This is a genomic window from Streptomyces sp. YIM 130001 (assembly GCF_003574445.1).
Classification (GTDB): Bacteria; Actinomycetota; Actinomycetes; order Streptomycetales; family Streptomycetaceae; genus Streptomyces.
The window spans coordinates 69976-94079 of the sequence record NZ_KZ984554.1 but is presented as its reverse complement, the minus strand read 5'-3'; the positions used below and the strand labels follow the sequence as shown (position 1 = coordinate 94079).

Below are 24104 nucleotides of genomic sequence, written 5' to 3'. Positions count from 1 at the left end.
CCCGCAGCGGCGCCGTCTCCCCTCGTCCCACGGGGAGGCGGCGCCGCCGCGTTGTGCCGCCCCTCACGCCTCGGGCGACCGCGCGTCGTACCGGGCGAACCTGCGCCACTTCAGGGCGAGCAGCCCGACCGCGACGACACAGGCGACACCGCCTCCGGTGATGGCGAGCTGGGGCGAGGCGAGGTCGGCGACCGTGCCGGCCGTGAAGTCGCCGAGGCGCGGGCCACCCGCGACCACCACGATGAACACGCCCTGCAGCCGGCCCCGCATCTCGTCGGGTGTCGCCGCCTGCAGCATGGTCGAGCGGAACACCATGGACACGGTGTCGGAGCAGCCGGCGATCGCCAGGAACAGCACCCCGAGCCAGAGGTTGCGGGTCAGTCCGAAGACGGCGATGGCCGTACCCCAGGAGGCGACGGCCAGCAGAATCGCCAGACCGTGCCGGCGGATCCGGCCGAGCCAGCCGGAGAACACGCTGCCGAGGAGCGCGCCGATCGCGGGCGCCGCGACGAGCAGCCCCGTCGTCTGCGCGTCACCCCCGAACCACACCACCGCGACCACGGGGAACAGCGCCCGCGGATGCGCGAGCACCATGGCGCACATGTCGGTGAAGAACGTCATCCGCAGATTCGGCCGGGTGGCGAGGAAGCGCAGTCCGTCCAGGACCGAAGCCCGCTTGGCCCCGGCACCCGCCGCCCGGTCCGGCTTCATGGACGGCAGCCGGTACATCGCGTACAGCGAGGCGCTGAAGGCGACCGCGTCGATCAGATACGCGGCCTGGTAGCCCCAGAATCCGACCAGCAGGCCGCCGAGCATCGGGCCGAACATGGTGCCGGACGTGGTGGTCACGGAGGAGAGGGCGTTGGCCGCGGGCAGCTGCTCGGGCGGCAGCAGCCGCGGGATCATCGACGAGCGGGCCGGGTTGTTGAGGGCCGCGCAGACGGCTTGCAGAGCGACGATCGAGTACAGCAGCCACACCCGGTGGAATCCGGCGAGCGCGGCGCAGGCGAGGACGAAGGAGAGCAGGCACAGTCCGGCGGAGCTGGCGATCCCGAGCTTGCGGCGGTCCACGGTGTCCGCGATGGCGCCGCCGTACAGACCGAAGACCACGAGCGGCACGAGGGAGAAGAGGCCGACCAGGCCGACGGAGAACGCCGAGCCCGTGATGTCGTACACCTGCAGGGAGATCGCCAGGGCGGTCATGGCCTGACCGAGCCAGGAGATCGTCTGGCCGACCCACAGCCGCCGGTAGTCCACCGAGGTGCGCAACGGCGTCAGATCGGCGAGGATCCTCTGCCGCCTCGGCCGTATGACTGCGGATCCGTCCTGGTCAACGCCTGTCTTCTTCACCACGGGGGATGGTAACCCCGGTGCGCGAACGACCGGTGCGCATTTTCCGCCGGCCCCTGCCGGCCCGCGCCCTCCCAGAACCACCCGTACGGCGGCACCCCGCCCGGCGCATCCCAGCGCGCGGGGTCAGGGCCGCCGCCACAGGATGCGAGAAGGGCCGTCGTCCGGCGGCCGCACACGGTCAGTGCTCTCGGGAGGAACCGCCATGACCGCAAGCCTCGACCAGTTGCGGCGCTGCCACGTCGGCGTCGACCTGGGCGCCGCACGCACCCGGGTGTTCGTGAAGGGCGCGGGACTCGTCGTGGACGAGCCGAGCGTCGCGGCCATCAACACCAGGACGGGCTCGCTGATCGCGGTCGGCGAGTTCGCCGAGCGGATGACGGGGCGTACGCCGAGCTACATCCGGGTGGTGCGGCCGGTGTCCGGCGGCACCGTGGTGGACATCGACATGGCGCAGCGCATGCTCAGTCACCTGCTCGACGACAAGCTGCGCCGCACCCTGCGCCGCAAGCCGCGGCTGCGGGCCGCCGCCTGCACCCCGCACGACGCCGATCCGCTGGCCCAGCGTGCGACGACGGAGACGTTGATCGGACTCGGGGCCCGGCGGGTGGAGCTGGTGGACACCCTGATCGCGGCGGCGGTCGGCTGCGGACTTCCGGTGGAGCGCCCGGAAGCCACCATGATCCTGGTGTGCGGGGCGGCGACCACGCAGGTCGCGGTGCTGTCGATGGGCGCGATCGTCACGGCGGTGCGGATCCCGGTCGGCGGCGACGCCATCGACCACGCGATCGTTCAACTCCTGCGTCACCAGCATGAGTTGATGCTTCCGAGCCAGTCGGTGCGCCCGCTGCAGCTGGCGCTCAGCGGGAACGGGCTGACGTCGCGCGGCCCGGAGTCCACCGAGATCCACGGCCGCGACGTGGCGACGGGTCTGGCCCGGTCGGTGCAGGTGCGCACCGCGTCGGTCCGGGAGGCCATCCACACGCCGCTGACCACGGTGCTCGACGGCATCGGCAAGGTACTGCGGGACTGCCCGCCCGACCTGGTCGCGGACCTGGCGGACCGCGGAATCATGATGGTCGGCGGGAGCGCGCTGCTCCCGGGCCTCGACCAGATGCTGCGGGGCGCGACCGGGATGCCGGTGCACATCGCGGAGCGGCCCGACGTCTGCTCGGTACTCGGCCTCGGCGCGATGCTCGAGGGCCGTATCCAGCCGATGCAGCTGGATCTGCTCGGCAGTTGACCCCGGGAGCCCCTCGTGTCGAACTCCGTGCAGTTGGCCGGTGCCGTCCTGATCCTCGGCGCGTTCGTGCTCGCCCAGGCGGGCCGGATGCCCTTCGGGTCCGCCGGGCATCTCTGGCTCAACTTCGTCGGCTCCGCTCTCCTGGTGATCGACGCGGTGGCGGGTTCCCAGTGGGGCTTCCTGCTCCTCGAGGGTGCCTGGGGTCTGTACGCCCTGCTCGGCCTGGTGAACTGGGCCCGGGGCAGACCGATGACCGAGCAGGAGGCGGCGTGACGCAGGGGCGGCCCGACGAGCCCGCGTCCCCCTCGCCGCCGCAGGGTCACGAGCACGCCTCGCCCCGACGTCTCCCGCTCCTCGTCGACGCCGTACTCAGTGTCGGCACCGATCTCGAACTGCGGGCCACACTGCAGCAGTTGGTGGACGCCGCCACCCGGCTCACGGGAGCGAGGTACGGGGCGCTCGGGGTGGTGGGGGCGGAGCGGGGCGGCCGGGTCACCGAGCTGTTCACGGCCGGTGTCGACGAGCGGGCGCGGGCCCGTATCGGCGGCCTGCCCGACGGCCACTCCGGGGTCATCGGCGAACTGCTCGTCCACCCGAAGCCGCTGCGGATCGACGATCTCACGACCGATCCGCACTCCAGCGGACTGCCGCCCGGACATCCGCCGATGCACAGCTTCCTCGGGGTGCCGATCCTGGTCGCCGACAAGGCCTTCGGCAACCTGTATCTGGCCGAGAAGCAGGGTGGCCCGTTCACCGCGGAGGACGAGCAGCTGCTGCGGGTGCTCGCCGCGCAGGCCGGCATCGCGATCGGCAACGCCCGGCTCTACGAGACGGCCCGCCAGCGGGAGCGCTGGATCTCGGGTACGGCCGCGGTCACCACGGCGCTGATGTCCGGCGGCAGTCCGGACGAGGCCCTGACCGTGGTCGCCGAACAGGCCAGGCAGCTCGCGGAGGCGTGCGCCGGGGTGATCCTGCAGCCCACCGACGAGGGCGGCATGGAGATCGTGGCCGCCTCCACACAGGAGGATCCCGGATCGTTGATCGGCACCACGATCGCGCCCGGCAGCCCGGTGCTCGAGCAACTCCTGGGCGGGGAGGCCGTGTTCGTGTCGGACTCGGCTACGGACGCACGGATGACGACACCGGTGAGCGAACGGTTCGGGCCGAGCATGCTGCTGCCGCTGCAGAGCGGCGGCCGGCTGATCGGCACCCTCGCCCTGCCCCGGGTCCGCGGAGACCGCGAGTACACGCCGGTCGAGCGGCAGTTGGCCACCCAGTTCGCCTCGCAGGCAGCACTCGCCCTGGTGCTCGCGGACGCGCGCCGCAGCCGCGGCAGGCTCGCGGTGTACGAGGACCGGGACCGTATCGCGCGCGATCTGCACGACCTGGTCATCCAACGCCTGTTCGCCACCGGGATGATGCTGGAGTCGGCCCGCCGCAGGGCCGAGGTGCCCCTGGTGGTGAACACGCTCGGCCATGCCGTGGAGGAGCTGGAGTCCACGGTCCAGGAGGTCCGCACCACCATCTTCGCGCTGCAGCAGCCGCCCTCCGACTCTCCGGCCGGCCTGCGGGACCGGGTGCTGCGCGAGGCGGCGACCGCCGCGGCCATCGTCGGGTTCCAGCCGTCGGTGCAGTTCACCGGCCCGGTGGACAACCGGGTCGGACGGCAGGCGCGACGAGGGCTGCTGCTCGCGCTGCGCCGGGCACTGGCCGCGGCGACCAGGCGTGCGGGCGTGACCCGGATCGCGATCCGGGTCGACGCGGACGCCGGTGTCACCGACGACGGAGCGGCGGTCCGGCTCACGGTGCACGACGACGGAGCACCGGCCGCGGAGCCCGACAGCTCCGGCACGACGGTGACCTGGGAGTCCCCGCTGTAGTCCGGTGACCCCGCCGGCCTCGCGCCGCCCGACCCCACTCGGCGCCCGGTACCGTACCGCCACGACGACGAAGGGACGCGCCCGATGAGCAGTACGCCGCGGCTCGAGGTGACCCGCGAGCAGGTCCTGGCCCACCGTGTCGCCACGCAGGGCCTGGACCGTGCGTCCACGGCCCCGGACGTACTGGCACTCGGCGTGCAGGACACTCCGAACGGCTCGGCCCGGCTCGCCTTCGCCGCCCGCGGCGTCTCGGCCGAGGCGGTGCGGGGCGGGCTCGACCGGGTGTGGTCGTTCCGCGGTGCGCCGTACGTCCACCGGCGCACCGATCTGCGGGCGCTCGCCGCCGCGTTGTGGCCGGTGTCGGACGCGGACGCCACGGCCCGGCTGGAGAGCAAGCAGCTCGAGCGGGGCGCCGCGCTCGGCCTCGAGGCGTTCACGGTCACCGCGCGCGCCTTCCGCGACGTGGTGACCACTCCGATGCCCAAGGGTGAGGTGAGTACCGCGGTCTCGGCCGCTGTACCCGAGGTGCTCACGTTCTGGTGCGAGGGGTGCGGGGCGCGGCACGTCTCGGGGCAGCTCTTCCAGCAGGCGGGCCTGTTCGCCGCGCTGGAGGTCGGTGTGACGGGCCGGCAGACAGTGCTCGCTCCGCTGCACGACCGCTTCCCGGTCCCCGTGGAGGCCGCGGGCACGAGTGACCTCGTACGGCGCTGGCTCGGTTTCCTCGGTCCTGCCACCCCGGCCGATGCGGCCGCGCTGATCGGCACGAAGCCGGTCGTGCTGGAGTCCGTGTGGCCGGCCGGGCTTGCGGAGGTTTCGGTGGACGGCCGCCGGGCCTGGCTCCCGGAGGAGTCCGTCGATGCGCTGCGCACTGCCCAACCGGGGAATCTGGTACGGCTGTTGCCGCCCGGTGACCCCTATCTGCAGGCCCGCGACCGCACCTTGCTGCTGCCGGAGACGGCCCACCGCAAGGAGCTGTGGCGGGCGATCTCGGCTCCCGGTGCACTGCTGGTCGGCGCGGAGATCGTCGGCACCTGGCGGGTCAAGGCGGCGGGCCGGCGTGCGGCCGTGACGGTCACCCCGTTCGCGCCGCTGCGAGCCCGGGTCCGCAAGGCTCTGGAGGCGGAGGCGGACACCGTGGCGGAGGCCCGCGGCGCGGCGGGGGCGACGCTGCAGATCGCCGGATAGCGCACAGCCGCGCGGCACGACGCACTCCCGAACCCCTCACACCATTTTGAGCAATTGCTAAATTTCGCAACTCCATACATGCTGAAGCGGCTGTGTCCGTAGGTAGCCGCGGGCACAGCACTTCGCCGTCGGGAGCTGTGAGGGGGATCGTCCGGGTGAACGATCGGATCAGCCGGTACTGGAGACCGGTGCGTGCCCTGCTGCCCGCCCGCGCCGACTACACCGCGATGGCCCGGGACCCGCGCCGCGACCTGCTCGCCGGCCTGACCGTGGCCGTCGTCGCGCTGCCGCTCGCCCTCGGCTTCGGCGTCTCCTCGGGCCTCGGCGCGGAGGCGGGGCTCGCGACCGCCGTCGTCGCGGGCGCAATCGCGGCCGTCTTCGGCGGCTCGAACCTGCAGGTCTCCGGGCCGACCGGCGCGATGACGGTCGTGCTGGTGCCGATCGTCGCCCAGTACGGGCCAGGGGGCGTGCTCACCGTGGGCCTGCTCGCCGGGCTGATGCTGATCGCGCTCGCCCTGCTGCGGGCCGGCGCTTACATGCGCTACGTCCCCGCCCCTGTCGTCGAGGGCTTCACCCTCGGCATCGCGTGCGTGATCGGGCTGCAGCAGGTGCCGAACGCGCTCGGAGTACCGGTGCCGGAGGGCGACCGCGTCCTGGTGGTCACCTGGCGCGCGATCGAGGAGTTCGCGCGGGCGCCGCACTGGACGGCGCCGATCCTGGCCCTCGCGGTGGCGGCCGCCGTACTGATCGGTGGGCGGTGGCGGCCCACCCTTCCGCTCTCCATCCTCACGGTGGCTGTAGTGACCGTTTTGACCTGGGCGTTCGACCTGGCGGTGACGCCCATCGGCGATCTGCCCGCCGGGCTGCCCGCACCCTCGCTCGACTTCCTCGAACCCGCCGCGCTGCCCTCACTGCTCGCCCCGGCCCTCGCGGTCGCGGCCCTCGCCGCACTCGAGTCCCTCCTCTCCGCGACCGTCGCGGACGGGATGACCGTCGACCAGCGGCACGATCCCGACCGCGAGCTCTTCGGGCAGGGCCTCGCCAATCTGGCTGCCCCGCTGTTCGGCGGCGTCCCGGCGACCGCGGCCATCGCCCGTACCGCGGTCAACGTCCGTACCGGTGCGCGCTCCCGGCTCGCCGCGCTCACGCACGCTGTCGTACTCGCCGCCGTGGTGTTCGCGGCGGCACCTCTGGTGTCCCGGATTCCGCTCGCCGCGCTCGCCGGGGTACTGCTCGCCACCGCAATCCGCATGGTCGAGGTCGCCTCGCTGCGGTCCACGGCCCGCGCGACCCGTTCCGACGGCCTGATCCTCGCTCTGACCGCCGTGGCCACCCTGGCCCTCGACCTCGTGTACGCCGTGATCATCGGCCTGGTGGTCGCGGGCGCGCTCGCACTGCGCGCGGTCGCGCGGCACGCCCGGCTCGACCGGGTCGACTTCGCACCGCACCTGGACGACACACACAGCGACGAGGAACGCGCGCTGCTCGCCGAGCACATCGTCGCCTACCGCATCGACGGCCCGGTCTTCTTCGCCGGTGCACACCGCTTCCTGCTCGAACTCGCCGAGGTCGCCGACGTCCGGGTGGTGATCCTGCGGATGTCCCGGGTCACCGCCATGGACGCGACCGGCGCCCTGGCCCTCAAGGACGCGGTGCAGCGGCTCAACCGGCGCGGGATCGTCGTGCACAGCTCGGGTGTGCGCCCGGAGCACCGCCAAGTCCTGGAATCCACCGGCACGTCGGAGCTGCTGCGCCTGCACGGCAGGGAGTACGGCTCGACACCGCAGGCGATCGCCGGGGCCCGCCGTCATCTGCAGGGCGAAGGACTGCTGCCCGGTGTGCCCGACCGGCCGGGTGCAGCCTCCGGAGAACGGCCGGGGCACTGAGGGAGCCTCGCCTCGGCGGCCCGCAGGGCCCTCCCGGGGACGGCACCGCGCCCGCAGGGGGCGAAGATGGGCGCATGGCATGGAAATCTGGGCACGCACGCGGTCCGGCCCACGGGTGGGGGCGGCGCGGTGCGCTGCCGGGCGACGGACGCTCCGGGAGGGGGTTCCGGTGAGCACACCGCTGTACCAACTCAAGGCCGAGTTCTTCAAGACGCTCGGCCACCCGGCCCGGATCCGGGTCCTGGAACTGCTCAGCGAGCGTGAGCACTCGGTCGGCGAGATGCTCCCCGAGGTCGGCATCGAACCGGCCCATCTCTCCCAGCAGTTGGCCGTGCTGCGCCGGGCGAATCTGGTGGTGACCCGCAAGGAGGGCTCGACGGTGTACTACTCACTGGCCAGTCCGCAGATCGCCGAACTCCTGAGGGTGGCCCGCACCATTCTCTCCGGCGTACTGACCGGGCAGGCGGAGCTGCTCGCCGACCTCCGCGCGGCCGGGCCCGGCCCGGCTGCCCCCGGCCGGAAGCGCTCGTAGCGTCAGGCGATCCCGGCGGGCGCGACCTGCGGCGGCCAGGACAGGAAGCGCTTGGGCCGCGGCGGTGCGTACGTGCGGACCTTGGAAGTGGTCAGACCGAGGCGGACCAGAGACTCCGCGACCGTGACCGCGGCGGCGACGCCGTCCACCACCGGGACCCCGGTACGCGCCACGACGCGTTCGGCCAGCCCCGACATCCCGCCGCAGCCCAGGCAGACGACCTCGGCACGGTCCTGCTCGACGGCGCGGACCGCCTCCTCGGTGATGGCCTCGACCGCGGCGGCGGGATCGCGCTCCAGGTCGAGCACGGCCAGGCCACTGGCCCGTACCGACGCACAGCGGGCGGCGAGCCCGGCGAGGGCGAGACGGTCCTCGATGAGCGGGACGGCCCGGTCGAGGGTGGTCACCACCGAGTAGCTGCGGCCGAGGAACTGTGCGGTGGAGGCGGCCGCCTCGGTGATGTCGACGACGGGAACGTCGAGGATCTCCTGCAGTCCTTCACGGCCGTGTTCGCCGTAACCGGCCTGGATCACCGCGTCGTAGGGCCCGCGGTACGCGCGCACGGCCTCCATGACGGCCACGGCGGCGAGATGGCTCTCGTAGTTGCCCTCCACGGACTCGGCGCCGAATGCCGGGGTGAGCGGCACGATCTCGGTGCCGGGCGCGGAGACCGCCGCGGCCTGTTCGCCGATGGTCTGCGTCATCGACTCGGTGGTGTTGACATTGACGACAAGGAGCCGCATGGCGTGGTGTTCCTGATTCTTCGTTTTCGTTCGTTCGGTGGACCCGGGGGTGGTCCGGGGTGGGTCAGGCGCTGGGGACGGCGATGGACTCGCCGTCGATGTCGTCGGTGGGACACGCGGCCCGACCGGGCAGCACCATGTGCAGCAGGCCTGCGAGCAGACCGCCGATGAACCAGGAGAAGCCGGAGATCCCGGAGAAGTACGGGGCGAGGGCGATCACCACGGCGATGGCGGCGGACGGCACGAAGGCGGCGACGGCACGCGGGTTGATGCCGCCCCGGTAGGCGTAACTCGCCTGCGGGTCCTCGGAGTAGAGGTGCGGGACGTGCACCTTGGTCCGGCGCAGCAGCCAGTAGTCGGCCATCACGATGCCGAAGACGGGGCCGAGCAGGGCACCGAGCCCGCCGAGGAAGTACTCGACGACGACCGGGCTGTCGTAGAGGTTCCACGGCAGGATGACCAGGCCGATCACGGCGCTGACCACACCGGCCCGGCGGAAGTCGAGCTTGCGCGGGAAGAGGTTGACCAGGGTGTAGACGGGGGCGACGAAGTTGGCCATCAGATTCACCGCGACGGTGAGCAGGATGAGCGACAGCGAGGCGAGGACCAGGAGCGGGGTGCTGGGGATGGTCTGCACGATGTCGGACGGGCTGGTGATCACCTTGCCGTCGAGGCGGAACTGCGCGCCGCTGAGAACGACCACGATGCCGGCGAAGAACAGCATGTTCACGGGGATGCCGACGAGGTTGCCGAGCAGGATCGACCGGTTGCTCTTGGCGGAGCGCGTGAAGTCGCAGAAGTTGAGCACGAACGTGCCGTAGATGACGACCCAGAGCGCGGCGGCCTCGAGGATGTTGAGCCAGCGGTCGGCACCGGTGAACGGTGTCCCGGCGTCCAGCGCGATCGACCAGTCCGCCTTGGCGAACATCCACACGGCGAGTGCCAGCATGGTGATCAGTACGGCGGGCGCGGCCACGGCGATGTACTTGCGGATGACGTCCATGCCGTAGCTGACGATCAGCACCTGGACGACCCAGAGGATCATGAACGAGAGCCAGCCGAGCGCGGAGAGCCCGAGCGCCGAGTGCTGCTCCCAGGACTTTATGCCCGGTGCGAGCGCCACCAGGAGCGCGGACAGCACGGACGAGGCGAGGTAGGTCTGGATGCCGAACCAGGCGATGGCCACGCCGCCGCGGATGACCGCGGGCAGCTGCGCACCGCGCACACCGAAGGCGATCCGGCTCATCACCGGGAACGGCACACCCGTCTTCGAACCCATGTAGCCGGAGAGGCTGAGCAGCACGAAGAGGAAGACGGAAGCCAGGACGAAGGCGATGAGGATGTCCCAGACCGCCATGCCGAGTGCGAACAGGCCGATCGCGAAGGCGTAGTTGCCCAGGCTGTGCACGTCGTTGGCCCACAGCGTGAAGACGTTGTAGCCGCCCCAGCTGCGACCGGCCTTCTTGGTCGGTGCGAGATCGGGGCTGTAGAGCCGGGGGCTGGTACCCGCGGGGACGGCGCCCTGCGGGGAGTCGGTGGCGGGCGGCGCCCCGTCCGTACGCGCTGCGTTCTGCGCTGTGGTCACACCGGCCACCTTTCAGCGATTTCGGTATACGAAACCAATATTCCGAAGCGGGTGACCGGGACGCTACGGCCGTTCGTACGGGGCGGTCAATACTTTCCTGCCATCAATCGGCAGCTGGAAGCCACCACATACCTGTGCACTCGACCATCCCCTCCCCACACCGTGAAGATCATGTGGGATACCAAACACCCGGTCGACATGGGGCACGAGCCTCATCACCCGCACCCCGATGCGGGTCGGATGCGACCAGCTCAGCGCCCCGTCGTAGAGGCAGTGGCTGCACACCGAAGCGAGGCGGCGAAGACGAACGAGGACGAACACGGCGACCGGCGCGTCCAGGAGGGCCGTGGCCCCACGGCCCCGTGGCCCCGTGGCCCCGGTGAGGATCGGCGGGAAGTTGCCGACGACGGTCTCCGCGGACGCCATCGCACCGGCCCCGACCACGATGCCACCGGTGATCCGGGCGACGAGGCCGTCCGGCGGGACGGCGATCGCGGTGGCCAGGAGGACCTCGCGGCCGCTCCTCGACCAGCGGGTGACCTCGGCGGCACGGTGCCGAGTCGGCGGAGGTGGCCATGCCGAGCGACACCACGGCCCCGAAGGTCAGCGCGCCCGCGGGTGCGACGCCCTGGTGGTCGAGGATCGCGCCGGCGCCGCACTCGCCGCCGAACTGGAGGCCGAGCCGGAGACCGGCATGCTCGTGCTGCGCACCGGCGGCGACTTCGTCAGCGAGAACCGGGGAACGCCCGAGCGGGACATCCTCACCGCTTCCCCGAAGGCCCGGCCGAACCGGCCTTCGCCGAGGGCTCGATCAAGCCGAAGGCGGACACCACGGTGCGCACGCGAGAGCGCCGGAGGGCGCCGCCTGCGTCCAGGGCACGCGCGGGGCCTGGAACGTCACCCCGTCCAGGCCCTGGCTCCCCCGCTGCCCGTGGTCGTACCCGCCGGGCTCACTGCCGCGACGCCCGCAGATGCTCGGCGGCCGCATGCCGGCTGGTCTCCAGGTGCTGCAGGACGAGTTCCTCCACGCGCGGCACATCGCGGGCCGCGATCGCCTCGTACAGGTCCTGGTGTTCCTTCGCGACGCCGAGCAGGTCGTCGTGCCGGCCGAGCAGCCAGCGCATCCGGCTGCGCAGGGTGCGCTCCAGCTCGTTCAACAGCTCGTTCCCGGCCAGCGACGTCACCGCCTCGTGGAAGTCCGCCGCGGCCCGCCGCGCGCCGACCGCGTCCTCGCGCTCGGCCGCCGCCATCTCGGCGTCGAGCGACTCCCGCAGCCGGTCGAGCCCTTCGCGGGTACGCCGCTGCGCCGCGAGCCGGAAGGTCAGCATGTCGAGTGCGGAACGCACCTCGTAGAGATCGGCCAGATCCGTCGGACTGAACTCCCGCACCACCGCCCAGGTCCGCGGCCGCGGCGTGACAAGCCCCTCCGTCACCAACGCCTTCAGCGCGTCCCGGATCGGCAGCCGGCTCACCCCCAGATCGGCTGCCAGGTCACGCTCGACGAGCCGACTGCCGGGCGCCCGCGCCCCGTCGACGATCTCGTCCCGCAACTGCCGCGTAACCCGGTCCGACTCGGGCTCGAATCCACCAGAACCTGCCATGCCCGCATTCTGTCACCACGCTCCGCCCCGCCCCACCGGCACGGCCCGGTGCGCACCGGGCCGTGCCGACTCCCTACGCCACCGCGTGCCCGACCCCGATGTAGTCGGACCGGTCACGCGAGTCGTAGAGATACACGAACACGTCCGCACCGTCCGGGATGCTGAAGTTCTTGACGGTGCTATCCACCGTCTTCGACGTACCCGGTGCCTTGTACGGCCCGTGCAGCTTGCTGGTGACGCCCTTGTACCGGTAGCTCAGCCGGACGTAGAAGGTGTCGCTGTCGTTCTTGGTGTCGTAGATCCACAGCTTCTCGGCCGACGGGTGGAACTCCACCTTCCCGACGAACCAGCCACCGGACCGCAGTTCCACCTTGAGCGCCTTGCCTCCGGCATCGTGCTTGAAGTACGTCCCGTCGAAGGGGTCCCCCAGGCTGCACGGACAGCCGTCCGTGTCCCGCGTGTGGTCGGTGAGCTTCGGATTGGGGCTGTACGCCTGGGACGGTGCGGCGGTGGCGAGCAGCGCCCCCGCCGCGAGGACCGCACCGGCGAGGAGCACCGGCGCCCGTCGGCCGCCCGTCAAGACTGCCTTCCTGCCGAACAACGTCATGGTCAGGCCACCGCCCCACCGGTGCCGCGCGCCGCAGCGATGAAGTCGCTGTGGCCCTTGCCGTCGTAGACGGTGATGTCCACGTACGCGCCCTCGGGAATGTCGAAGTCCTTGACGGTGTGGTCCACGACCGCCGAAGTCCCCGGCGCGGAGAAGGTGCCGAGATTGTGGCTCTTGCCCTTGTAGGTGTACGAGGCGTGCACGTAGAAGGCGTCACCGTCGTTCTTGGTGTCGTAGATCCACAGCTTCTCGCTCGACGGATGGAACTCCACCTTGCCGACGAACCAACTGCCGTCGAGGAGCTCCATCTTGACGGCCGTACCCCCGGCGTCGCGCTTGAAGTACGTCCCGTCGAACGGGTCCGCGAGTGTGCCGCCACTGCACGGGCACTTCCCCGTGTCCCGGTAGTAGTTGTGCGCGGTCGGATCCGGGCTGTACGCCTGCGCCGGCGCCGCCGTCCCGACCAGCGCTCCCGCCACCAGGGCCGCTCCCGCGAACAGCCCGGTCAGACGTCGTTTCTCCCCCATGGTCAACTCTCCCCCGTGTAGTGACCCACCACCTGACGGTGGCGCACTCTCACGGTGCCACCCCGTTCGCCCCGACAGGTACCTCGTACATCTCAGGGTCTGACGCGGTCTCACATCGCCGTCAGCGCCGGGTGATCCTCGCGGCGATCGGCAGGTGGTCGCTCCCGGTGGCGGACAGCGTGCGCACCTCGGCGACGGTCGCGGAACGCGCCATGACCTGGTCGATCCGGGCCAGGGGCAGTGCGGCGGGGAAACTGAAGGCGAAGCCCCGCTCCGCCACGTTCATCCGTGAGGTCAGTGGGGCGAGGCCGCGGTCGTCCACCGTGCCGTTGAGGTCCCCGAGCAGGACCACCGTCTCGATCCGCTCGCCGGCCAGCGCCCTGCCGAGCAGCTCCGCACTCTCGTCACGCCGGGCCGACGCGAGCCCACCCGCCCCGACCCGGATCGACGGCAGATGCGCGACATACGCGGCGACCTCCCCCTGCGGTGTGTCCACCACCGCCCGCAGTCCCCGGCTCCAGGGCCCCTCGATCCCGTCCGGCTTGATGTCGAGCAGCCGCGCCTCGGTCAGCGGATACTTCGACCAGAGCCCGACGGTGCCGCGGACGGCGTGGTACGGGTAGCCATCGGCAAGGTTCTCCTCGTAGACCCCGAGCGCAGGAGGCACCAGCTCCTCCAGCGCGATGAGATCGGGACCGCCGTCGGCCAGCGCGCGGGCCGTACGCGCCGGATCGGCGTTCTCGTCACTGACGTTGTGCTGCACGACGGTCAGATCGTCGGCGCCTTCCTGCCCGGCGGGCAGGAACAGTCCGCCGAAGAGATACGTCCACACCGCCACCGGCAGCAGGACAGCCACCAACGCGACCACCGAACGCCGAAGCAGCGCCAGAACGAGGAGGAGAACGACGACAAGCCCGAGCCACGGCAGGAACGCTTCCAGCAAACTGCCCATGCGGCCCACGGAGTTGGGCACCGCCCGATGGAAGGCAAGGAGCATCGCGGTCAGCACCGCCGCCACGGCGAGCACCCGCCCGCGCGCCAGGAGGGCCGGACCCGGCTCCACTTCACCCGAGGCCCGCCGCACGCCCTGTCGCCGCATCCACCGGTACACCGCAGCCCCCACTGCCTTCCGCTGCCCCCGCACCGGCGCGACCCGTCCTTCTCGCAGATCAGATCGATTCTGCTTGGTGGGGCGGGTGGGACTCGAACCCACGGCCGACGGATTATGAGTCCGCTGCTCTAACCGGCTGAGCTACCGCCCCGACGCGGCGTGTCGCGTACACATGTACGCGCCGTCTGCCGCAGCATAGCCGCTCATTCGATCTCTCGCGTCGGATGGTCGGCTCTGCACGACCATGAGGACTGCACTGCCGCCTGCGCGGTTCCACTTCCCCGGCAACCAGTGCCGACCAGCATGAAAAAGGACCCCCGAAGGGGTCCTCATCACTGCTCTCCCGACTGGACTCGAACCAGTAACCTGCCGGTTAACAGCCGGCTGCTCTGCCAATTGAGCTACAGGAGACCGAGCTCCCCCGACTGGACTCGAACCAGTAACCTGCCGGTTAACAGCCGGCTGCTCTGCCAATTGAGCTACAGGGGAATGCCTCGTTGCACCGAACGTACCTACCTGGGGCTTCCTCAGGCAGCGCGCGCTCGCTGCGACACATACATTAGCGCAAGCAGGGGGGTGCTCCGCCAATCGGTATGGGTAGGCGCCCTGCACCTGACGTCTGGGAAGGGTGGCAGCCATGCGCTACAAGCTCACGTTCATCGCCGGAGCGGCCCTCGGCTATGTGATCGGCACGCGGGCCGGGCGCGAGCGCTACGAGCAGCTGCGGAAATCGGCCCGCCAGTTCGCGCAGAATCCAGCCGTGCGCAATGCGGCGGAATCCGCGGCTCAGGGCGGGCGGCAGTTCGCGGGCAAGGCGTACTCGACGGTGAGCGACAAGGTCGGGGACCGGGTGCCGGATTCCGTCGCCGACCGGGTCCGTTCGCTGCGCGAGAAGTCGCAGCGCGGCGAGGACGACTGGGGCACCAGCAACACCTGACGAACGGTCCCGGAGTCGCGGTGTCCGCGGCCCCGTCCCTCGGCGGTCCCGCGGTGCTTGCGCGATAGGGCAAAATCTTCAGGCATGGGGATAGTCGCCGGATTGGACAGCTCGTCCGAGTACACACGCATCGTCGTCTGCGACACCGACAGCGGTGCCGTACTCAAGCAGGGGTACGCGCCACACCCCGTGGAGGGGAAGCCGTCGGACGTCGATCCGCAGGCCTGGCTCCTCTCGCTCGGTGAGGCCGCGGCGGGCGGACTGCTCGAAGGCGTGCAGGCCATCGGCGTCTCCGCGCAGCAGAACGCGGTGGTGCCGATCGACGACCAGGGATCGACGGTCCGGCCGGCGATGACCGGCGGCGACAAGCGCGCGCAGGTCGCCGCGGTGGATCTGATCGACGCGCTCGGCGGGCGGCAGGCCTGGGCCGAGGCGGTGGGCTGCGTGCCGCAGTCGGCACAGCCGGTGACCAAGCTGCGCTGGCTGGCGCGCACCGAGCCCGAGGCCGCGGGGCGCACGACGCTCGCGATGCAGGCCCACGACTGGCTCGTGTGGCAGCTGCTCGGCCGGCCCGCCCGCCGGACGACGGACCGGGGCGGGGCGTCGGGGACCGGCTACTGGTCGGCGACTTCCGGTGCGTACCGTCCCGATCTGGTGGAGCTGGCCCTCGGGCACCAGTGCGGACTTCCGGAGGTCCTCGGCCCGGCGGACGCCGCCGGTACGACGCCGGAGGGGCTGCTGATCTCGGCGGGGACCGGCGAGACCATGGCAGCCGCGTTCGGCCTCGGGATCGGGGTAGGCGACGTGGTGGTGTCGCTCGGCGCGTCCGGGTCCGTGATGGCGGTGCACCACGAGGCGCTGGCCGATCCGAGCGGGATGATCACCTCGCTCGCGGACGCCACCGGAATGCACCTCCCGGTGGTCCACACACTGAACGCGGTACGGGCGCTGCGCGGCACGGCCGATCTGCTCGGCACCGACCTCGAGGGACTGTCGGCGCTCGCACTCAAGTCCACCCCCGGTTCGCACGGTCTGGTACTGCTCCCCTATCTCGAGGGCGAGCGCACGCCGGCGCTGCCGCACACCGCGGGCACGCTGAGTGGACTGCGCAGGGAGTCGATGAAGCCGGAGCATCTGGCGCGGGCCGCGTTCGAGGGCATGCTGTGCTCGCTCGCGGACGCGCTCGGTGTGCTGCGCGGGCGCGGCGTCGAGGTGCGCCGGGTGTTCCTGCTGGGTGCGGCCGCCGAACTGCCCGCCGTGCAGGCCGCAGCGCCCATGCTGTTCGGGGCGCAGGTCGTGGTGCCGCAGCCCGCCGACTACGCGGCGCTCGGTGCGGCGCGGCAGGCGGCCTGGGCGCTCGGGGTCGCGCAGGGCACGCTGTCCGCGCAGGCGCCGCCGGCCTGGCAGGGCGCCGCCGCGCAGAACTTCGAGCCGGGTGACGAGCTTGCCGTCGGGCAGGCGGTCCGTCAGCAGTACGCGTCCGTGCGGGATCAGACGCATCCCGGTGCGTTCGGGACGGCGGGCGAGCAGCCCGGAGGTTGAGTTGCCGGCGGCCGATGCGTTCTTGACCGGGGTTTGAGTAAACCTGTTGGAGTGGGCGCCGCGTCATACCCGAGGATGGGGTGAAACATCTGCCCCGGCTCCTGCGATGGGTATCGCGTGCTCATAAGACTCCTGCGGACGTATCTGCGTCCGTACAAGAACTCCATAGGGCTGCTGGTCCTGCTGCAGTTCCTGCAGACCTGCGCCACTCTGTATCTGCCCACGCTCAACGCGGACATCATCGACAACGGTGTCGTGCAGGGCGACACGGGCTACATCCTCACCTACGGCGCTCTGATGATCGCGGTCACGCTGGTGCAGATGACGTGCAACATCGGGGCCGTGTTCTACGGCGCACGGACCGCCGCGGCCGTCGGACGCGATGTGCGCGCCGGGATCTTCGACCGGGTGCAGTCGTTCTCCGCGCGCGAGGTCGGGCACTTCGGTGCGCCCTCGCTGATCACGCGGACCACGAACGACGTGCAGCAGGTACAGATGCTCGTCCTGATGTCGTTCACGCTGATGGTGTCCGCGCCGATCATGTGTGTCGGCGGCATCGTGATGGCGCTCGGACTCGACGTGCAGCTGTCCGGGGTGCTCGTCGCGGTGGTGCCGTCGCTCGCGATCTGCGTGAGCCTCATCGTGCGGCGGCTGAGGCCGCTGTTCCGTGTCATGCAGGAGCGCCTCGACACGGTGAACCGGGTGCTGCGCGAACAGATCACCGGCAACCGCGTGATCCGGGCCTTCGTCCGCGACTCCTACGAGAAGGAGCGGTTCCGGGGTGCCAACGAGCAGCTCACCGAGGTGTCGCTCGGCACCGGCCGGCTGTTCGCCCTGATGTTCCCCGTCGTGATGACCGTCGTGAACGTCTCCTCGATCGCGGTGGTCTGGTTCGGGGCACACCGCATCGACAGCGGGGGGATGGAGATCGGTGCGCTCACCGCGTTCCTCGCGTATCTGATGCAGATCGTCATGTCCGTCATGATGGCCACCTTCATGTTCATGATGGTGCCGCGTGCCGAGGTCTGCGCCGAGCGGATCCAGGAAGTGCTCAGCACCTCGTCCAGTGTGGTGCCGCCGAGCGATCCGGTACGTGAGCTGCGCCGGCACGGGCATCTGGAGATCCGGGGGGCCGGGTTCAGCTACCCGGGTGCGGAGGCCGCTGTGCTCTCGGGCGTCTGTCTGGAGGCGCTGCCCGGCGAGACGACGGCCGTGATCGGCTCGACGGGCAGCGGCAAATCGACCCTGCTGGGCCTGGTTCCGCGGCTCTTCGATGCGACCGAGGGCGAGGTTCTCGTCGACGGTGCGGACGTGGCGACCCTCGAACCGGCGCTGCTCGCACGGACCGTGGGGCTCGTACCGCAGCGGCCGTATCTGTTCTCCGGGACGGTCGCGACGAATCTGCGGTACGGCAATCCCGACGCGAGCGACGAGGAGCTGTGGCATGCGCTCGAGGTGGCGCAGGCCAAGGGCTTCGTACAGGACCTGGAGCAGGGACTCGACGCCCCCATCTCGCAGGGCGGCACGAATGTCTCCGGTGGACAGCGGCAGCGGCTCGCGATCGCGCGGACGCTGGTGCAGCGGCCGGAGATCTACCTCTTCGACGACTCCTTCTCCGCGCTCGACTACGCGACCGACGCGGCGCTGCGTTCCGCGCTCGGCCGCGAGACGCGCGAGGCCACGGTGGTGATCGTCGCCCAGCGGGTGTCGACCATCCGTGACGCGGACCGGATCATCGTCCTCGACGAGGGCCGGGTGGTCGGTACCGGGCGCCATCACGAGCTGATGGAAGGCAATGAGACGTACCGGGAGATCGTGCTCTCCCAGCTGACGGAAGCGGAGGCTGCGTGATGGCCGGTCCTGGCGGAGGCGCGATGGCCGGAGCCCCGGACCAGCGTTCGATGGATTTCAAGGGGTCGAGCAAACGGCTGCTCGCCCAGTTCAAGACCCACCGCGGGACGATGTACGCGATGCTCGTCGCCGTGGTGATCAGCGTGGGCCTCTCGGTCGTCGGACCGAAGATCCTCGGCAAGGCGACCGACCTGATCTTCGCGGGCATCGTCGGCCGTGACATGCCCCAGGGCGCCAGCAAGGAGCAGGTGCTCGAGCAGATGCGGGAGGGCGGTAACGACGGGATCGCCGACATGCTCTCGGGTACGGACTTCACCCCGGGCCAGGGCATCGACTTCACGGCGGTCGGCCAGGTGCTGCTGCTCGCGCTCGTCGCGTTCGCGGGGGCGGGTCTGGCGATGGCGATCGCGACGCGTCTGGTGAACCGGGCGGTCAACCTGACCGTCTACCGGATGCGCGAGGACATCCAGAGCAAGCTGTCGCGGCTGCCGCTCTCGTACTTCGACCAGCGTCGGCGCGGAGAGGTGCTCAGCCGCGCCACCAACGACATCGACAACCTCGGCCAGACGCTGCAGCAGTCCATGGGCCAGATGATCAACTCGCTGCTCACCGTGATCGGTGTGCTGGTGATGATGTTCTGGATCTCGCCGCTGCTCGCCCTGGTGGCTCTGATCACCGTGCCGCTCTCGTTCGTGGTGGCGACCCGTGTCGGCAAGCGCTCGCAGCCGCACTTCGTGGCGCAGTGGAAGTCGACCGGCCAGGTGAACGCGCACATCGAGGAGATGTACACGGGCCACGCGCTGGTGAAGGTGTTCGGGCGGCAGGAGGAGTCCGCCGCCCAGTTCGCCGAGCAGAACGCGGCGCTCTACGAGGCGGGTTTCAAGGCGCAGTTCAACAGCGGCATCATGCAGCCGCTGATGATGTTCGTGTCGAACCTGAACTACGTCCTCGTGGCGGTGGTCGGCGGACTGCGGGTCGCGTCCGGCACGCTGTCGATCGGCGATGTGCAGGCATTCATCCAGTACTCGCGGCAGTTCTCGATGCCGCTCACGCAGCTCGCCTCGATGGCGAACCTGGTGCAGTCGGGCGTGGCCTCCGCCGAGCGGATCTTCGAGCTGCTCGACGCGGACGAGCAGGACCCGGACCCGGCGCCCGCCGAGCGGCCCGGGGAACTGCGCGGCCAAGTGGCCTTCGAGGACGTGGCGTTCCGCTACGAGCCGGAGAAGCCGCTGATCGAGGATCTCTCGCTCACCGTCGAGCCGGGCCACACCGTGGCCATCGTCGGCCCGACCGGCGCGGGCAAGACCACGCTGGTCAATCTCCTGATGCGGTTCTACGACGTGACGGGCGGACGGATCACCCTGGACGGTGTCGACATAGCGAGGATGACGCGCGACGAACTGCGGTCCGGAATCGGCATGGTCCTGCAGGACACCTGGCTGTTCGGCGGCACGATCGCGGAGAACATCGCCTACGGGGCCGACGAGTTGAGCAGCGTCCCACGCGAGGCCGCGGGCGACTCGGGCAGATACGGCGGCACGCAGGTCGGCGGTGTCACCCGCGAGCAGATCGAGGAAGCAGCTCGGGCCGCGCACGCGGACCGGTTCATCCGTACGCTGCCGGACGGCTACGACACGGTGATCGACGACGAGGGCAGCGGGGTGAGCGCCGGCGAGAAGCAGCTGATCACCATCGCGCGGGCCTTCCTGTCCGACCCGGTGATCCTGGTGCTCGACGAGGCGACCAGCTCCGTGGACACCCGTACCGAGGTGCTGATCCAGCAGGCGATGGCACGGCTGGCGCACGGCCGTACGTCCTTCGTGATCGCCCACCGGCTCTCCACGGTCCGGGACGCGGACACCATCCTGGTGATGGAGGACGGCGCGATCGTCGAGCAGGGCACGCACGATGCGCTGCTCGCGGCGGACGGCGCGTATGCGCGGCTCTACCGGGCGCAGTTCGCCGAGGCCGTGGTGGAGGTCGACTGAGGCACGCGCTCGTACGGAACGGGCCCGGCCTGCCTCTCTCGGGGCGGCCGGGCCCGTTCCGTCGTCGGGCCGGGGTCAGTCGAGATAGCCGCGGAGCTGGTCGGCGTAGGCGTGGTCGCGGAGCTTGTTGAGGGTCTTGGACTCGATCTGGCGGATGCGTTCGCGGGTCACGCCGAAGATGCGGCCGATCTCCTCGAGGGTGCGGGGGCGGCCGTCGGCGAGGCCGTAGCGGAGCTGGACGACCTTGCGTTCACGTTCGCCGAGGGTGGAGAGGACGGCCTCCAGGTGCTGGCGCAGGAGCAGGAACGCGGCGGACTCGACCGGTGAGGCGGCGTCCCCGTCCTCGATGAGGTCACCGAAGGCGACCTCGTCCTCCTCGCCCACCGGTGCGTGCAGCGAGACGGGCTCCTGGGCGAGCCGCAGGACCTCGCTGACCCGCTCCGGGGTGAGGTCCAGCTGTTCGGCGACCTCCTCCGGGCTCGGCTCGTACCCGCGTTCCTGGAGCAGGCGGCGCTGGACGCGGACGACCCGGTTGATCAGCTCGACGACGTGCACGGGCACCCTGATGGTGCGGGCCTGGTCGGCGAGCGCGCGGGACATGGCCTGGCGGATCCACCAGGTCGCGTACGTGGAGAACTTGTAGCCGCGGGCGTAGTCGAACTTCTCAACTGCCCTGATCAGGCCGAGGTTTCCCTCCTGGACCAGGTCGAGCATGGTCAGGCCGCGGCCCACGTAGCGCTTGGCGACCGAGACGACGAGGCGCAGATTGGCCTCTATCAGGCGGCGTTTGGCCATCCGGCCGAGCACGACGATGCGGTCCAGGTCGAGGGCCAGGCGGGAGTCCAGGTCGGCCGCGCCGGTCAGCCGCTCCTCCGCGAAGAGGCCCGCCTCGACCCGGCGGGCCAGTTCGACCTCGTCGGCCGCGCTGAGCAGGGGGATTCTGCCGATCTCGCGCAGGTACTGGCGGAAGAGGTCGGACGACGGGCCGCTGGTCTCCTGTCGTACGCGGCGGGCGGGGGGTTCCGGAGGCTCGGGGAGATCCGCGAGTTCGGGCACCGGTGCGGCGCCGGACTCGGGGTGGTGCGCGGCGCGGCTCTGCGCGGGTACGCCGGAGATGACGTCGGCACCGGCGAAGGCGTCGGCGGCGGGAGCCTCGGGGGGCGCGGCGGCGTCCGGGACCGGCGCGTCCGGGCCGGCGGACGGCTGGGTGAGGGTGAGGCTCTGGGTCTGGGTCTGCACGGGGGCGACCTCCAGGGTGATCGCGGCCGCTTCGGGGGTGGGCGGCAGCGGTACGTCCGGGAGGGCGGCGGCCTCGCCACCGTCCGTCCCGTGATCGATGAGCGGAACCGCGGGTTCGATCGGCCCACCGGCGGTGGGCCGGCCGCGCTCCGAGGACTCAGGCACCAGGCCCCAGTGTGGCGGACGACACATCGCTGCCACGAGGGGCGTGCGCGGGGTTTTTTGCGCGGCGCCCCGGCCGGGGGCGTGCTGCTGCCTGCCGCGGTGGGGCTACGGCTAGAGGGCGGCTGCTCCGCGCTCCTGCAACGCGCGTCCGTACTGCTGGAGTACCCACAACTCGTTCTGGACCGCGGTGAGTCGCTCCTGGTCGCCTGCTGCCCCGAGCCGGGTGAAGCTGCCCTGCAGGTCCCGCACCCGTCGGTCCACCGCGCGCAGCCGGACCCGCACCAGCTGCTCGCCCGCGTACAGCTCGTCGACCGTACGGCGCAGGATCGCCTCGACCGCCAGCTCGGTGACCATGGCGCGCACCACGTCGTCCGGTGCGGCGTCCCGGACGAGGGCCAGGTAGGCGGGGCTGTCCTGCTGGCCCTGCTCGGCGCCGCCCGCCGCCTCGATGGCCTGGCGTACCGCCGCGTACGGCGGGGCGGTGAACTCGTCGGCCCCGTAGGCGTCGAAGGCCGGCGAGACCAGGTGCGGGTACTGCAGGGCGAGTTTGAGGAGTTCGCGCTCGGTGCGGTGCGCGGGGCTGCGCAGATTCAGTGCCGGACCGCCGGAGACCGGTGGCGCGGACGCCGTGGCCTGCGCACTCCGGTCCTGTCCGGGTCCGCCGCCCGGTCCGCGGCCGCCGGGTCCCGAAGGCCCGCGCCCGCCCCGGTCCCGTGCCCAACGGGCGACCTGCCCGACCCGCTTGACGACGAACTGGGTGTCCATGATCCCGAGCAGACCGGCCAGTTGGACCGCGGACTCGTGCTTGATCGCGCCGTTCTTGATCCCGGCGACGATGGGTGCCGCCTCGTCGAGTGCTGCCGCGCGGCCCGCAGGGGTGTCCAGGTTGTGCCGCAGCACGACCTGCCGGATCGCGAACTCGAAGAGCGGGGTACGGGATTCGACCAGTTCCTTGACCGCGACATCGCCTTCCGCGAGCCGCAGTTCACAGGGGTCCATACCGCCCGGAGTGATCGCGATCGAGGTCTCCGCGGCGAATTTCTGGTCGTCCTCGAAGGCTCTGAGCGCCGCCTTCTGGCCGGCCGCGTCACCGTCGAACGTGAAGATCACCTCGGCGGAGGCGTGGTCCATCAGGAGGCGCCGGAGGATCTTGATGTGATCGCCGCCGAACGCCGTGCCACAGGTCGCGATCGCGGTCGTGATGCCTGCCATGTGGCAGGCCATGACGTCCGTGTACCCCTCGACGACGACGGCGCTCGACGTCTTCGCGATCTCCTTCTTGGCCAGGTCGATGCCGTACAGGACTTGGGACTTCTTGTAGATCGCGGTCTCTGGGGTGTTGAGGTACTTCGGGCCGTTGTCGTCGTCGCGGAGTTTGCGGGCGCCGAAGCCGACGACGTCGCCGGCGATGTCCCTGATCGGCCACATCAGGCGGCCGCGGAAGCGGTCGATGGGGCCGCGACGGCCGTCCTGGGAGATTCCGGAGAGGACCAGTTCCTTGTCCGAGAAGCCCTTGCCGCGCAGGAAGCGGGTGAGGTGGTCCCAGCCGGCCGGGCTGTACCCGACGCCGAAGTGGGCGGCCGTGGCCTGGTCGAAGCCGCGCTCGGCGAGGAAGCGGCGGCCGACCTCGGCCTCCGGCCCGTCGAGCTGCTCCACGAAGTACTGGGCCGCGGCCTTGTGCGCCTCGATCAGGCGGATGCGCTCGCCGCGCTGGTGGGTGGGGTTGTACCCGCCCTCCTCGTACCGCAGGGTGATGCCGGCCTGGCCGGCCAGGCGCTCGACCGTCTCGGAGAACGAGAGGTGGTCGATCTTCATCACGAAGGCGATCGTGTCGCCGCCTTCTTGGCAGCCGAAGCAGTGGAAGAGGCCCTTGGACGGGCTGACCTGGAAGGACGGGGACTTCTCGTCGTGGAAGGGGCACAGGCCCTTCAGATTGCCGCCGCCTGCGTTCCTCAGCTGGAGGTACTCGGACACGACGGCGTCGATCGGGACTGCGTCCCGTACCGCCTTCACGTCCTCGTCATTGATCCTGCCCGCCACGCGGCAAGTCTACGGCCGCCCGCCGACAACCCCGCCCGGGCCTGCGGCCGGGGGCCCTGCGGCGGGTCCGGAGGTGCTTCCGGTGCAGGTCG

Annotated in this window: 19 protein-coding genes and 3 tRNA genes; 10 read left to right on the top strand and 12 right to left on the bottom strand. The window is 71.0% G+C overall.

The features are described from left to right. Positions 1-63: 63 nt before the first annotated feature. Positions 64-1350 carry an MFS transporter gene (locus tag DSC45_RS14140; RefSeq protein ID WP_119291217.1) on the bottom strand — a complete coding sequence of 429 codons (1287 nt, stop codon included), beginning with the start codon at positions 1348-1350 and terminating at the stop codon, positions 64-66. A gap of 205 nt (positions 1351-1555) precedes the next feature. Between DSC45_RS14140 and DSC45_RS14135 the strand changes: the two genes are divergently transcribed. From DSC45_RS14135 to DSC45_RS14110, 6 genes are all read left to right on the top strand, one after another. Further along, positions 1556-2593, top strand: coding sequence for a rod shape-determining protein (locus DSC45_RS14135; RefSeq protein WP_119290759.1), 1038 nt, complete (start codon positions 1556-1558; stop codon positions 2591-2593). A gap of 15 nt (positions 2594-2608) precedes the next feature. Further along, entirely contained in the window at positions 2609-2866 is a 258-nt protein-coding gene (locus DSC45_RS14130; protein WP_119290757.1) for a CBU_0592 family membrane protein, read from the top strand. After that, on the top strand, positions 2863-4473 hold the full coding sequence (locus DSC45_RS14125; protein ID WP_119290755.1) for a GAF domain-containing protein: 1611 nt from the start codon (positions 2863-2865) through the stop codon (positions 4471-4473). Before DSC45_RS14130 ends, DSC45_RS14125 begins: the two co-directional genes overlap by 4 nt. Before the next feature lie 84 nt (positions 4474-4557). Continuing rightward, a complete protein-coding gene (locus tag DSC45_RS14120; protein WP_119290753.1) occupies positions 4558-5658 on the top strand; it encodes a DNA glycosylase AlkZ-like family protein in 1101 nt (366 codons plus the stop codon). Positions 5659-5885: 227 nt separating this feature from the next. Further along, a complete protein-coding gene (locus DSC45_RS14115) occupies positions 5886-7544 on the top strand; it encodes a SulP family inorganic anion transporter (RefSeq protein WP_205571336.1) in 1659 nt (552 codons plus the stop codon). Between the two features lie 169 nt (positions 7545-7713). After that, the gene (locus DSC45_RS14110) at positions 7714-8076 is read left to right on the top strand and encodes an ArsR/SmtB family transcription factor (protein ID WP_119290750.1); all 363 of its coding nucleotides are present in this window, start codon (positions 7714-7716) and stop codon (positions 8074-8076) included. A gap of 2 nt (positions 8077-8078) precedes the next feature. On the opposite strand, the gene DSC45_RS14105 is transcribed toward DSC45_RS14110, so the two are convergent. The 9 genes from DSC45_RS14105 to DSC45_RS14060 all read right to left on the bottom strand — a co-directional run bounded on the left by DSC45_RS14105 (position 8079) and on the right by DSC45_RS14060 (position 14739). Next, positions 8079-8819 (bottom strand): aspartate/glutamate racemase family protein, encoded by a 741-nt coding sequence (locus tag DSC45_RS14105; RefSeq protein WP_119290748.1) that lies wholly within the window; start codon positions 8817-8819, stop codon positions 8079-8081. Between the two features lie 64 nt (positions 8820-8883). Continuing rightward, positions 8884-10404, bottom strand: a complete 1521-nt coding sequence (locus DSC45_RS14100) for an NCS1 family nucleobase:cation symporter-1 (RefSeq protein ID WP_119290746.1) — start codon at positions 10402-10404, stop codon at positions 8884-8886. Positions 10405-11354: 950 nt separating this feature from the next. Continuing rightward, complete coding sequence (locus DSC45_RS14090; protein ID WP_119290742.1) at positions 11355-12005, bottom strand: GntR family transcriptional regulator; 651 nt, start codon at positions 12003-12005, stop codon at positions 11355-11357. Between the two features lie 73 nt (positions 12006-12078). Next, the gene (locus DSC45_RS14085) at positions 12079-12585 is read right to left on the bottom strand and encodes a hypothetical protein (protein WP_240434633.1); all 507 of its coding nucleotides are present in this window, start codon (positions 12583-12585) and stop codon (positions 12079-12081) included. 29 nt (positions 12586-12614) lie between these two features. Beyond that, a complete protein-coding gene (locus DSC45_RS14080; protein ID WP_119290738.1) occupies positions 12615-13139 on the bottom strand; it encodes a hypothetical protein in 525 nt (174 codons plus the stop codon). Positions 13140-13260: 121 nt separating this feature from the next. After that, a complete protein-coding gene (locus DSC45_RS14075) occupies positions 13261-14238 on the bottom strand; it encodes an endonuclease/exonuclease/phosphatase family protein (RefSeq protein ID WP_119291216.1) in 978 nt (325 codons plus the stop codon). Between the two features lie 86 nt (positions 14239-14324). After that, positions 14325-14401: transfer RNA gene (locus DSC45_RS14070), tRNA-Ile, on the bottom strand. A gap of 187 nt (positions 14402-14588) precedes the next feature. Beyond that, a tRNA-Asn gene (locus tag DSC45_RS14065) sits at positions 14589-14661 on the bottom strand. A gap of 5 nt (positions 14662-14666) precedes the next feature. Further along, a tRNA-Asn gene (locus tag DSC45_RS14060) sits at positions 14667-14739 on the bottom strand. Positions 14740-14887: 148 nt separating this feature from the next. Between DSC45_RS14060 and DSC45_RS14055 the strand changes: the two genes are divergently transcribed. The 4 genes from DSC45_RS14055 (at position 14888) to DSC45_RS14040 (ending at position 20568) form a co-directional block, all read left to right on the top strand. After that, positions 14888-15187, top strand: coding sequence for a YtxH domain-containing protein (locus tag DSC45_RS14055; RefSeq protein WP_119290737.1), 300 nt, complete (start codon positions 14888-14890; stop codon positions 15185-15187). A gap of 84 nt (positions 15188-15271) precedes the next feature. After that, positions 15272-16729, top strand: a complete 1458-nt coding sequence (locus DSC45_RS14050; protein WP_119290735.1) for an FGGY family carbohydrate kinase — start codon at positions 15272-15274, stop codon at positions 16727-16729. Positions 16730-16846: 117 nt separating this feature from the next. Further along, the gene (locus DSC45_RS14045) at positions 16847-18580 is read left to right on the top strand and encodes an ABC transporter ATP-binding protein (RefSeq protein ID WP_119290733.1); all 1734 of its coding nucleotides are present in this window, start codon (positions 16847-16849) and stop codon (positions 18578-18580) included. Beyond that, a complete protein-coding gene (locus DSC45_RS14040) occupies positions 18580-20568 on the top strand; it encodes an ABC transporter ATP-binding protein (RefSeq protein WP_119290731.1) in 1989 nt (662 codons plus the stop codon). Before DSC45_RS14045 ends, DSC45_RS14040 begins: the two co-directional genes overlap by 1 nt. Before the next feature lie 75 nt (positions 20569-20643). On the opposite strand, the gene DSC45_RS14035 is transcribed toward DSC45_RS14040, so the two are convergent. Together DSC45_RS14035 and dnaG are read right to left on the bottom strand one after the other, a co-directional pair. Further along, positions 20644-21972: an RNA polymerase sigma factor gene (locus DSC45_RS14035; protein WP_119290729.1), complete on the bottom strand. Its 1329-nt coding sequence runs from the start codon at positions 21970-21972 to the stop codon at positions 20644-20646. A 111-nt stretch (positions 21973-22083) separates the two neighbouring features. Beyond that, complete coding sequence (gene dnaG / locus DSC45_RS14030) at positions 22084-24012, bottom strand: DNA primase (RefSeq protein ID WP_119290727.1); 1929 nt, start codon at positions 24010-24012, stop codon at positions 22084-22086. Between the last annotated feature and the right edge of the window lie 92 nt (positions 24013-24104).

Coding starts and splice junctions, on each gene's coding strand:
- DSC45_RS14135 (WP_119290759.1), top strand. CDS start 1,556: ATGACCGCAAGCCTCGACCAGTTGCGGCGCTGCCACGTCGGCGTCGAC.
- DSC45_RS14120 (WP_119290753.1), top strand. CDS start 4,558: ATGAGCAGTACGCCGCGGCTCGAGGTGACCCGCGAGCAGGTCCTGGCC.
- DSC45_RS14115 (WP_205571336.1), top strand. CDS start 5,886: ATGGCCCGGGACCCGCGCCGCGACCTGCTCGCCGGCCTGACCGTGGCC.
- DSC45_RS14105 (WP_119290748.1), bottom strand. CDS start 8,819: ATGCGGCTCCTTGTCGTCAATGTCAACACCACCGAGTCGATGACGCAG.
- DSC45_RS14090 (WP_119290742.1), bottom strand. CDS start 12,005: ATGGCAGGTTCTGGTGGATTCGAGCCCGAGTCGGACCGGGTTACGCGG.
- DSC45_RS14080 (WP_119290738.1), bottom strand. CDS start 13,139: ATGGGGGAGAAACGACGTCTGACCGGGCTGTTCGCGGGAGCGGCCCTG.
- DSC45_RS14075 (WP_119291216.1), bottom strand. CDS start 14,238: ATGCGGCGACAGGGCGTGCGGCGGGCCTCGGGTGAAGTGGAGCCGGGT.
- DSC45_RS14055 (WP_119290737.1), top strand. CDS start 14,888: ATGCGCTACAAGCTCACGTTCATCGCCGGAGCGGCCCTCGGCTATGTG.
- DSC45_RS14050 (WP_119290735.1), top strand. CDS start 15,272: ATGGGGATAGTCGCCGGATTGGACAGCTCGTCCGAGTACACACGCATC.
- DSC45_RS14040 (WP_119290731.1), top strand. CDS start 18,580: ATGGCCGGTCCTGGCGGAGGCGCGATGGCCGGAGCCCCGGACCAGCGT.